General features: G+C 40.4%; 8 protein-coding genes. 1 reads left to right on the top strand and 7 read right to left on the bottom strand.

Features of this window, described 5'->3' with window-relative positions:
- Positions 1-240: 240 nt before the first annotated feature.
- From OQ289_RS06045 to pheT, 3 genes are read right to left on the bottom strand one after another with little or no spacing between them, the layout of a single operon-like run.
- Positions 241-531 carry a cell division protein ZapA gene (locus tag OQ289_RS06045; protein ID WP_033565209.1) on the bottom strand — a complete coding sequence of 97 codons (291 nt, stop codon included), beginning with the start codon at positions 529-531 and terminating at the stop codon, positions 241-243.
- A gap of 48 nt (positions 532-579) precedes the next feature.
- Positions 580-888 (bottom strand): hypothetical protein, encoded by a 309-nt coding sequence (locus OQ289_RS06040; protein WP_270089848.1) that lies wholly within the window; start codon positions 886-888, stop codon positions 580-582.
- A 32-nt stretch (positions 889-920) separates the two neighbouring features.
- Complete coding sequence (gene pheT, locus OQ289_RS06035; protein ID WP_270089847.1) at positions 921-3320, bottom strand: phenylalanine--tRNA ligase subunit beta; 2400 nt, start codon at positions 3318-3320, stop codon at positions 921-923.
- A 391-nt stretch (positions 3321-3711) separates the two neighbouring features.
- Between pheT and purL the strand changes: the two genes are divergently transcribed.
- On the top strand, positions 3712-7380 hold the full coding sequence (purL, locus tag OQ289_RS06030) for a phosphoribosylformylglycinamidine synthase (RefSeq protein ID WP_270089846.1): 3669 nt from the start codon (positions 3712-3714) through the stop codon (positions 7378-7380).
- 35 nt (positions 7381-7415) lie between these two features.
- On the opposite strand, the gene OQ289_RS06025 is transcribed toward purL, so the two are convergent.
- From OQ289_RS06025 to OQ289_RS06010, 4 genes are all read right to left on the bottom strand, one after another.
- Positions 7416-8630 (bottom strand): MFS transporter, encoded by a 1215-nt coding sequence (locus tag OQ289_RS06025; protein ID WP_270089845.1) that lies wholly within the window; start codon positions 8628-8630, stop codon positions 7416-7418.
- A gap of 367 nt (positions 8631-8997) precedes the next feature.
- Positions 8998-9831, bottom strand: coding sequence for a universal stress protein (locus OQ289_RS06020; protein WP_270089844.1), 834 nt, complete (start codon positions 9829-9831; stop codon positions 8998-9000).
- Positions 9832-9960: 129 nt separating this feature from the next.
- A complete protein-coding gene (locus tag OQ289_RS06015) occupies positions 9961-10386 on the bottom strand; it encodes a TRASH domain-containing protein (protein ID WP_270089843.1) in 426 nt (141 codons plus the stop codon).
- 212 nt (positions 10387-10598) lie between these two features.
- Positions 10599-11705 (bottom strand): efflux RND transporter periplasmic adaptor subunit, encoded by a 1107-nt coding sequence (locus OQ289_RS06010; RefSeq protein ID WP_270089842.1) that lies wholly within the window; start codon positions 11703-11705, stop codon positions 10599-10601.
- Positions 11706-11707 lie beyond the last annotated feature (2 nt).

Here is an 11707-nt window from a genome sequence, read left to right as displayed (position 1 = left end):
TATGTATTATTCAAAAAAATCAAAAAAAAAACCGCAATTAAATATAAACGGGTACCAAGTATTATTAAACTTCCATTACACATGATTAAGCGATTGATCATGACCTAGATGGCTTACGCAAAATGGCCTACATCTTTTTTCGCCCGTGATATTGAAGCGTTAAGTTTAAAATAGTGACAACCCGAATTTAATTGCGGCAAATTCGTTGTTACAAAGCTCTATGATATAAGAACGATATAGTTATTTAGTAAAGAAATCCGACAATAACCGATCGAGTTCATGAACAGATTGTTCCACGCCTTCTTCATGGCTTTGTGCATTTTTTTCTGCTTTCAACATGCCTGTTGCATACTGCAAAATACACATGGACAATAAGTCTTGCTTATCTCGAACCGCATAATTATCCTGTAGTTCCTTTATTTTTTCATTAACCATTTTTGCTGCATGACGGATTATTTCTTCCTCACTTGCATCCACTTTTAACGGATAAACCCGATCAGCAATATTTATTTTTATGGAAATATCTCCCATTTTTCTTTGAGCTTAATAACACAAAACTGTTAAGATTACGATTGGTTACTATTTTAACAGACTAATACATCTGTCTATTTCTTTAACAAAATCGTTAATTTTCTGCTTTGTATCAAGTATTTTTTCATTTATTGCCTCTTTATCGCCGCTCGAGTCTTCCAAAGTACGTGCTACAGCTAACGCTTTCACCTTTTCTTCCGTCTGTCTTACTTTTTCAGAACTTGTTTCTAGAGCAACTTGCAATGATTGCACCTCTAATTTAAGTAAATCATTTTCTTCTTGCAAGGCCTCACACAATTGAATTAAATTTTTCGTTTTCTCAACGATAACATTCATTTGTGCTGATAAAGATGCCATATATTTCTGCAATTAAATTTTGATATCACGCTCTAGCGCACTACTGCACCAGTTTCTTTCTCAAAGTTAAGAATTAATTTTTGAACTAACGTGTCAATTTGTTTATCTGTCAAAGTTTTTTCTTCGTCTTGCAGCACAAAACTCAATGCATAAGATTTTTTACCTTCCGGTAATTTATCGCCTTTGTAAACATCGAAAATATTAACGTCTTTTAGAAGCTTACGTTCGGTCTTCACGGCTACCTGCCGAAGTCTCTCAAAAGTAACAGATTCGTCCACCAACAGTGCCAAATCTCTCCTAACAGCTGGAAATTTAGAAACCTCTTTGTATTTGATTTGATTTTTACGGATTGCTTTTAATACCAAATCCCAATCAAAGTCTGCAAAAAACACTTGATTTTCTACGTCTGCTTTTTTGAGATTGGAAGTAGATATTGCTCCAAAGCTAACTAACGATTTGACTCCCTTTTTATAGGTCAATCCATAATCGAAATAGGAGGAATCGGATTCGATTACTTCCAGACCTTGAATATTCAACCTACGGATAATGGTATCTACGGCTGCTTTTAGATTATAGAACGTTACATTTTTTGCTTCCTCATTCCATTGTTCAGCAGTATTCTTTCCTGACAACGTCAATGCTAAATGTTGCCTTTCTTGGTAACCTTCTTCAGTAAGGTGGTATGTTCTACCAAATTCAAAGAATCGGAGATCAGGGTTTTTGCGTTTTTGGTTGTATGATATAGCAGTTAAGGCCGAAAACACCAAGTTCTGACGCATGGTATCCAAATCACTACTCAACGGATTCAATAATTTAACTGCAGTATCTTGATTATCTACGTAATCCAATTTTGTAAGGGAATTGGAAAGTATTTCATGATAACCATTGGCAATCAACAAATCAGCAACCTGATTTAAAACGACTTCTCTATCAGGTTTTTCTGAGGTGTTCAAAGATGCATTGATCTGCTGCTTGATTTCGATATTATTATAACCATAGATACGAAGTACCTCTTCAATTACGTCTACCTCACGTGTTACATCAACTTTAAATGGAGGTACCTCTACCGAGAGTTCGTAATCATTTTCATTGACGACTGCAATACCCAGGGACACAATTATGGATCTGATATCTTCTTTCGGAATCTCTTTACCAATCAGCCTTTGTACATTTTTGTAATTAACGGTAAACGCAAAAGGTTGAACAGGGTTAGGATAAATGTCAGTAATTGTTGAGCTCACCTGACCTCCCGCTACCTCAAGAATCATCAACGCTGCACGCTTCAACGCCAATTCGGTCATGTTTGGATCTGTACCGCGTTCAAACCTAAAGGAAGAATCTGTTTTTAACGCGTGTCTTTTGGACGTCTTGCGTACGGAAACAGAATTGAAATAGGCACTTTCTAAAAATATATTACGAGTAGATTCGGTAACCCCAGAATGCAATCCGCCAAAAACTCCGGCAATGCACATAGGCTTTTCAGCATCAGCAATAACAAGATCTTCACTGGTCAGCTTACGTGCCACACCATCCAAGGTTACAAATTCTTCTTCTTCAACTGCATTCCTGACAATAACCTTATTCCCTGCAATCCGATCAGCGTCAAAAGCATGTAAAGGCTGCCCTAAATCATGAAGTACATAGTTGGTGACGTCGACAATATTATTAATGGGCCTAATCCCAATGACATTCAGTTTTTCTTTTAACCAGTCTGGAGATTCCTTGACTGTGACGCCAGATATATTGACACCTGTATATCTTGGGGAAGCATCTGTATTCAAAACAGATACGGTTGTAGCCACACCTTCTTCAACAGCGTTGAATGAAGACAAATCCGGCAGGGTGAATGAGGTCCTGAAAAATCCAGCCAAATCACGGGCTACCCCTAGATGCGAAGCTGCATCGGCACGGTTAGGCGTCAACCCTATCTCATAGCGATAATCGTCTTTTATATTGAAGTATTCTTGAGCTGTCCTTCCAACAGGGGTATCTTTTGAAAGTACTAGAATACCATCGTGTGATTTTCCCAGTCCGATTTCATCTTCAGCACAAATCATTCCCTCAGATACTTCTCCTCTGATTTTGGATTTATTGATTTTAAAGGGTTCTCCTTCTAAAGGATACACCGTAGTCCCTACAGCCGCAACGATAACCTTCTGCCCAGCAGCTACATTGGGGGCACCACACACGACATGGAGTAGTTCTTCTCTCCCCACATCGACGGTAGTGACACGTAGACGATCTGCATTTGGGTGCTGCTCACAAGTCTTTACTTCACCTACTACAAGACCTTCTAATCCACCCGGTACGCTCTGTACTTTTTCCAACACTTCTACTTCTAGACCTATATCAGTCAAAATATGGGATATCTGCTCGGGTGTATTGTCCTTTATATCAACAAAATTCTTTAACCAGTTATATGAAATATTCATTATCTATTACTATATGTAGCACAAAGATAAAACTTTGTAACGAAATACAGATTTTAAGGGATCCTAAAATTCCTTTTATTAATTCAACCTTCCAGTGTTGAGATTACATGACAGCAAGCAAAAGAACGGTTAAGGCAAGAAAGTAGTTTGTTTCGTTCAGCTCAGCGTTCGAACAGCTAGATCTTTAACGGATTCTATTCGCTATACTTGAATATAGAGCATGCTTGGAATACACTTTACATTGGGCGAACTCTCAAAGTGTTCTTCAACTCTCATGAGATATTGAGTTAAAGGCAAAATAGGTTTTCATTTTTTACGTTGTTATGCTATTTAAGTCAAAGGATTAACGTATTTTTGTACTTTAATTCTACAAGACAACAATTTCATAATAATGATTCATTTCTTTGTGAACCAATCGAACACCGTTTATGGGGTTCAAACTCAAAAAGATTTATCAACCGAAGATATTTCTAAACTCAACTGGCTGTTTGGCAACGCTACCAAAATCGAAAAAACTACCCTTGATGATTTTTATGTAGGCCCTCGGGCTGCCATGATTACACCATGGAGTACTAATGCGGTAGAAATCACGCAAAACATGGCTATCGAAGGCATCATCCGGATTGAAGAATTCCAAAAAGTTGAAGCCGATTTTTCGGACTTCGACCCTATGATATCCCAAAAATATGAGGCGCTGACACAAGAAATGTACACCATTCACATTACTCCGGAGCCTATTATAGAGGTGGATGATATCGCCACCTACAATAAACAAGAAGGACTGGCACTCAACCAGGAGGAAGTCGAATACTTAAACAACCTTTCCACAAAATTAAGCCGTAAACTGACGGATTCGGAAGTATTTGCTTTTTCACAAGCCAATTCGGAGCACTGTCGCCACAAAATATTTAACGGAACTTTTGTTATCGATGGAGAAGAGAAGCCTACTTCGTTATTTAAATTGATCAAAAAAACATCCGAGACAAATCCTAATACCATTGTCTCGGCCTATAAAGATAACGTCGCCTTTGTCAAAGGCCCTCGTGTCACACAATTTGCACCCAACTCTGCAGACAAACCTGATTTCTACAGTGAAAAGGAGTTTGACTCGGTCATTTCGTTAAAAGCGGAAACGCACAACTTTCCGACTACAGTGGAGCCCTTCTCAGGTGCGGCAACAGGATCCGGTGGTGAAATCAGAGACCGCTTAGCTGGTGGTCAAGGATCTCTACCGTTGGCAGGAACCGCTATTTACATGACGGCATATTCCCGGTTGAACGAGGAGCGCCCGTGGGAAAAAGGGATGCAAGAGAGGGCTTGGCTGTATCAAACACCAATGGATATTCTAATCAAAGCATCTAACGGTGCTTCAGATTTTGGCAATAAGTTTGGACAACCACTAATTGTTGGATCCGTGCTTACTTTCGAACATGAAGAGGATGCTCGCCAGATTGGATATGACAAGGTCATTATGCAAGCAGGTGGAATCGGCTATGGTAAATTAGAACAAGCTAAAAAACACGCCCCAACCCCCGGTGATAAAATCGTCATCCTAGGAGGGGAAAACTACCGCATCGGTATGGGTGGTGCAGCTGTATCATCAGCTGATACTGGATCCTTTGGCTCAGGTATTGAGCTCAATGCTATCCAGCGCTCCAACCCCGAAATGCAAAAACGTGCTTCTAATGCTATACGTGGATTGGTCGAATCGGATCACAATCCGATTGTGTCTATCCATGACCATGGTGCTGGAGGCCACCTCAACTGTCTTTCGGAACTGGTAGAAGATACCGGAGGTTTAATAGATTTGGATAAACTTCCAGTAGGCGATCCTACTCTCTCCGCGAAAGAAATCATTGGAAATGAATCGCAAGAGCGCATGGGCTTAGTAATTGGCGAGAAGGATTTGGAGACCCTACAAAAGGTAGCGGACCGTGAACGTTCACCCATGTATACGGTGGGTGATGTAACAGGGGACCACCGATTCACCTTTGCTTCTAAGACTACTGGAGCCAAACCAATGGACTACGCTTTGGAAGATTTTTTTGGCTCATCGCCCAAGACGATCATGACGGATAAAACCGTAAATCGGTCATATGCCGACCTCACTTACGAAACTTCGAATATACCGACATACCTGGAGCAAGTCCTTCAATTGGAAGCTGTTGCTTCTAAGGATTGGTTAACAAACAAAGTCGATCGATGTGTTGGTGGTCGCGTAGCCAAACAGCAATGTACTGGACCATTACAACTACCCCTCAACAATGTAGGGGTCATGGCGCTCGATTACAAATCAACAGAGGGTATCGCTACAACTGTGGGACACTCTCCTATTGCAGCCTTAATAGATCCTGCTGCGGCGTCTCAGACAGCTATTGCGGAAGCATTGTCCAACATCGTATTTGCACCTATCAAAGATGGCCTTAAAGGAGTATCTCTATCGGCCAATTGGATGTGGGCATGTAACAACGAAGGGGAAGATGCCCGTCTCTATGAGGCTGTAAAGGCCTGCTCAGACTTTGCAATAGCACTAGGAATCAATATCCCTACAGGAAAAGATTCACTGTCGATGAAGCAAAAATACCCGAATGGGGATGTGATTGCCCCAGGTACTGTCATCATCTCAGCAGCTGGAAATTGTACAGATATAAATCAGGTAGTAGAGCCGGTATTGAGCCAAAATGGTGGCTCTATATATTACATCAATCTATCGCAAGATAACTTTAAACTAGGTGGCTCTTCTTTTGCACAAATCTTGAATAAGATTGGTAAAGATGCTCCTAAAATCGCAGATGCCGACTACTTCAAAAAAGCATTCAATGCAATACAGGAACTAATTAAGGCTGGACAAATTGTAGCTGGTCACGATGTTGGTTCAGGTGGTCTCGTGACGACGTTATTGGAAATGACCTTTGCCGACGTCAATCTTGCGGCCCACTACGATTTGTCGGGGCTAAATGAGACTGATACGGTCAAAGCATTATTCAATGAAAATATTGCTGTAGTACTTCAAGCTAAAACAGATGATTTTTTCGAAAAGGCATTGGCAGAGCAAGGTATTGTAGCCGTAAAAATAGGCCAAGCAATCACAGGAACTACAGTAACATTCAAAAACAATAGTGATAATTTTAGTTTTGACGTTGCTGCAACGAGAGATATGTGGTTCAAGACATCTTTCTTATTAGATCAGAAACAATCTAAGAATGGAATGGCACGGGAGCGCTTCAATAACTATAAAAATCAGCCCCTGAACTTTGTATTTCCGACTCATTTTGATGGAAAGAAACCTGTAATCGATATATCCAAGCCAAAGCCAAAGGCTGCAATCTTACGTGAAAAGGGATCTAACTCCGAGCGGGAAATGGCAAACGCCATGTATCTGGCCGGATTTGATGTAAAGGACGTACATATGACGGATTTGATTTCCGGTCGTGAAACATTGGAAGATATCCAATTTATCGGTGCTGTCGGGGGATTCTCAAATTCAGATGTATTGGGCTCGGCCAAAGGCTGGGCTGGAGCATTCTTATACAATGAGAAAGCCAAAGCGGCACTAGACAAGTTCTTTGCTCGTCCGGATACACTCTCGGTGGGTATATGTAATGGTTGTCAATTATTTATGGAATTGGAACTTATCAATCCTGATCATGAGTTACATGGTAAGATGTTGCACAACACTTCCCAAAAACATGAATCTAATTTTATCTCGGTCAAAGTACAGGATAATAACTCCGTCATGCTGTCAACATTAGCAGGTACAACTTTGGGTGTATGGATATCACACGGGGAGGGAAAATTCAGCTTACCGTATGAAGAGCGTAAATATCAAATCGTGTCCAAATATGCCTATGAACAATATCCGGCAAATCCAAATGGATCGGATTATAATATAGCCATGATGTGTGACAATTCAGGCCGTCATTTGGTAACGATGCCACATATCGAGCGTTCGACTTTTCAATGGAACTGGGCCAACTATCCTAGTGGGCGACAAGACGAAGTATCACCATGGATAGAAGCATTTGTAAATGCTCGAAAATGGATTGAAAACAAAAAGTAATAAAAAAAAGCCTCTTGAACTCAAGAGGCTTTTTTTTATTTACCCAACTTCATCAACGACGGGGTAAAGAAGGATACGGTACCGACTACCGCTACGACCAATCCTAGGATGATAAAAGTAAGATTGACTCCAATAGTATCCGCAACAAATCCAGTGCTCAACAGTCCAATGACTGAAGGAATAACTGCAATACTAAAGAACATCGAGAATACACGCCCCATCATCGTTGGCTGTACCTCTTCCTGAATTACAGTCATGAAACTAGCATTGTAAACAGATGCAGCTAGACCTCCGATACCTGTCAAAATCACAAAAATAATAAATGTAGAGGGTGGCAACCATCCGGACACGGCCAAACTTAGTCCCAACAAGATATGCATAGTATTGATAATAATCACTTTATGAATATTAGGTTTTAGAATACCAAGTAGGCCACCACCGATTAGCATCCCAACTCCCCAGGCAATTTCCACTATACTCATCTCAAACTTATCTCCACCAAAATGATTAATGGTCATCAAAGGGAAAAGGACTGCAACAGGCATGATACAAAAAGTAGCGATCACGGAATAGAGAAACATCAAGGTCAATCCTCTATTTTTGAGTATTTCACCAAGCCCCAACTTGATATCGCGCCAAACTTGTGCTACACTGGCCTTCGCTTTGTCGACAATTTCAGGGTTAGGGATATGGACAAAGAGGAGTGAGATGATGGCAATAATTGCTCCTATGATGTCCAACAACAATACATTGCCTATCGAAAATAATCCAATCGCTAATGCCCCTAAAGCCGGGCCGGCAATACTCGATACCGATTGGATCATTTGATTGATGCCAGCGATACGTAGCAATTCAGATTGAGGTGCCAACAAAGGAATGGCAGCTTGCATAGCCGGCATATGAAATGCCGAACCCACGGAACGTAACGCCAACATAACATAGATCAGCAGCAGACTCTCATACCCAACGTAAAAACTAAGGGACATGACGAGGGTACAAAAAGCAACAAAGCTGTCTGCAAAAATCATCGTTTTCTTACGATCCCAACGATCTATATAGACTCCGGCAATCGGACCGATTATGGCTTGCGGAAGTAAACCAGCGATAGCGGCATAGGCCAACACTTCTGCTGACCCGGTCTCAAGACTTAACCATATGATAACAGCAAAATTAACCGCTGTACTACTTAAAATGGAGATAAACTGTCCCACCCATATGATGGAGAATTTTCTTTTCCAAGATTCTTGCATAAAAAAACATTGATGAAAATGCTATTGCATTTTCGCGTAAAATAAAAAATGATTAATCAACGAATCAGACTCGATTCATTAAGATAGAATTTAAAAGAAAATTCTGTCCACAGTTAGGCGACAAATCTGTCGCGAACGGGAAAAACGATATTTGGTGTAGCTATCCACATGGTGGTATGTGTTTATGTATGCCACAAATATATAAAAAATCTCGAAAACTAAAAGTATATGTCTTTTACGCCTAAAAAAACTGAACAGAAATTAATACCCATTCCAAAAGCAAGAGCCCTTACGGGCTCCTGAACATCACCTGGGTGATGAACCCAGACGCACACTAAAACTTAGATTACCTATCTAAAGACCTCCTTTATTCTTGAAATACCCACACAGGAATTTGATTGCTGTAGGTAACTTCATGACTCATACTGGATTGAAAGAGTTCACTAAAAAACCCTCGGTTACGCTTGACCATCACTAAAATATCCACTAGGCTGCTCTCAACAAAATCCAAAATAGATTCTTTCGTACTGTCACTCAATATCAAGGAAATATCCACAACATCTGTATTCAAGATGTGTCCCCACCGACTAATCGTTTCCAAGAGTTGAGCATCTGCATATGCTGACACATGCACACACTTAATCTGTGCATGAAATAGGTTGGCTATGGGTATCATTCGTCTTAAGATTTCAAAATCTACCTCTTTAAAAATAGTTGTAAATCCAAATCTATATATTCCCTCATATCGAGCACTATGAGGTATACATAGCAGGGGTTTTTGAACCATGTTCATCACATTGACTGTATTAGACCCCAGAAATTTCTTTTCATAACCAGATGCACCAGTAGTACCCATAATAACCAAATCAAACTCTTCTTGACTAAGTACTTTTTCAATAGCCGACACTACAGTGCCCTGCTCCAGCATATAAATGCGCTTAATATGTTTCCTATCACTGGCTTCAACTAGTTTATCAAGCACAGGTATCAATTGAATATATTCATTCGTTTTCTCAGAAATCAATCGTTCAGTCACGTCCTGTCTCGATTCTGGATAGGTGCGCCGTTCAGATACAATAGGAAGCAAATAAGCATGTAGCACATATAACTCTGCCCTTAAAGTATCGGCGATATGTAAGGCGTATATAAAAGCGTTGTTCGCCGTTGGCGAAAAATCAGTCGGAAACAATATTTTCTTCATTAGAATAAATAATTTATGACCCGCCAATAGACGAATCGGATGTGATTAGAGACCTGGTGTGCAGAGGTTTTTAGTCGAGTATACTCGACTAAAAACCTCTGCACAGTATACGTATGATGGCATTGGAGGTTACTTATTTTTTTCTAAAAAATCATCGTATGTAGCTTTGCTTTCAAAGTAGGCGACGTCGCCATTATCACCAATCATAACGATATAGGCTGACGCTTTGTCCACTTCGTGCATCGTGTGAGGATCGATTGCTTTGCGAACAGCAGCATCTTTGGGAATACGTTCCTTACACATATCACAGCATCCATAATATATCTTCTCTCCTACAGGTACAGCAATTTGCTCCTTACCCATATAGGCATCATTAACCATGCAAACTAAATCAGACGGTACATGGTCCCCTTTTTCAACTTTCAAATCGCCCGATGACGCAGTTTTGGCTGGATGGTCTTGATTAGACTCTTGATGAGTAGCATTACTATTTTGACACGATACCATGGCAATTAATATCAACGTCAGGGCACTTAACCTTTTTATTGTTTTCATTTATTTTTTATTTATTTGTTGATGAAAGCTCGCGTAAATAATATTTGCCCTGTATGTCAAAACTATTTACGTCTCGGTTTCATAGATAATTATTTGTTCCTCTATTATTCATGATGAAAGTATTCAACAGCCTTCCGCAATACAGTGCCTACTTTCATTTAGCCTACATGAAAGTAGGTACACTGTTACTTTAGGAGTTCGTTAGACTCGCTTTATTTCTTTGGTGCTGGGATTGTCGTTCCTTCCTGAATTTCTTCCGATGCCTTTACGACGATACGATCGCCCTCATTCAATTCACCAAAGACTTCAAATTTATCGGCCATCACCCGTCCTTTGGATAGGGGAATCTTCATTGCTTTGCCGTTGTCATCTTTTATGACGTAGACACCCAAGTTGCTTTCCACTAAGGCTGTTTTGGGGATAAAGAAAGTGGGTTCCCTATGCTGCAAAGGTATTTCGGCCTCCGCCACCATAAATGGCTTTAACTCGTCACCGGTATTTATAAAATCAGCTTCGATTTTTTCTGCTCGCAGCTTGAGGTCCAATGTTCCGGATTTGCGAGATATTTTTGCTGAATACTTGTTTTGAGGTAGTGAGCGCACCCTAAAATGAATGGTGTCCCCTACATGCAAAAAATGGGTATTAGCCTCCGGAATAGCAAGAGATAGTCTAAGTTTTTGCGTATTCTGCACAACTAAAAGAGGCTTCTCACCAGCTTTACCCATAGGGCTCACATAAGCTCCCAAATCTACATTACGATCGGTAATGGTACCTGCAAAGGGAGCACGAATAATAAGGTAGTTGTCCATATCTTGAATTTCAGCATATGCGGCTTTGGCTGCATTGAGCAGCGCTTCGTCAGACAATTTTCTGGCTGTAATTTGATCCAATGCATCCTTAGCTACAGCACCTTGTGTCTCATTAGCCTTGAACATACGATCATAGTTGGCCTTAGTCGCAATATATATGGCTTCTTGAGCCTTCCACTTTTCTTTAGCGGTAGCCAATTGCGACTGTATCTCTGGGGCTTCTAAAACCATCAATACCTGTCCTAGCCCTACACGATCACCAATATCGACATGGATTTTTTTGACGTAGCTGCTTACTTTGGCGTAGAGTTCTGTTTCCTGATCGGGCGCCAACTCTCCAGCCAACTTCAATTTCACCAATGGGTTGCTTCTGTGGATAGGCATTGTTTCAAGAGGCATCATCATAGGCATTGATTTATCGCTCGTATCAGCTTTATCTTCTTTCTTCGTATCAAAGCATGCCGCAAATGTCAATGTAGATGCCAGTAATATATATATTAAACTTTTCATGT

Origin of the sequence: Sphingobacterium sp. SYP-B4668 (genome assembly GCF_027627455.1) — a bacterium.
Lineage (GTDB): Bacteria > Bacteroidota > Bacteroidia > Sphingobacteriales > Sphingobacteriaceae > Sphingobacterium.
This window is presented reverse-complemented; position numbering and strand designations above follow the sequence as displayed.

Excerpts from the sequence above, each read along its gene's own strand:
- OQ289_RS06045 (WP_033565209.1), bottom strand. The coding sequence starts at position 531 with ATGGGAGATATTTCCATAAAAATAAATATTGCTGATCGGGTTTATCCG.
- OQ289_RS06040 (WP_270089848.1), bottom strand. The coding sequence starts at position 888 with ATGGCATCTTTATCAGCACAAATGAATGTTATCGTTGAGAAAACGAAA.
- pheT (WP_270089847.1), bottom strand. The coding sequence starts at position 3,320 with ATGAATATTTCATATAACTGGTTAAAGAATTTTGTTGATATAAAGGAC.
- purL (WP_270089846.1), top strand. The coding sequence starts at position 3,712 with ATGATTCATTTCTTTGTGAACCAATCGAACACCGTTTATGGGGTTCAA.
- OQ289_RS06025 (WP_270089845.1), bottom strand. The coding sequence starts at position 8,630 with ATGCAAGAATCTTGGAAAAGAAAATTCTCCATCATATGGGTGGGACAG.
- OQ289_RS06020 (WP_270089844.1), bottom strand. The coding sequence starts at position 9,831 with ATGAAGAAAATATTGTTTCCGACTGATTTTTCGCCAACGGCGAACAAC.
- OQ289_RS06015 (WP_270089843.1), bottom strand. The coding sequence starts at position 10,386 with ATGAAAACAATAAAAAGGTTAAGTGCCCTGACGTTGATATTAATTGCC.
- OQ289_RS06010 (WP_270089842.1), bottom strand. The coding sequence starts at position 11,705 with ATGAAAAGTTTAATATATATATTACTGGCATCTACATTGACATTTGCG.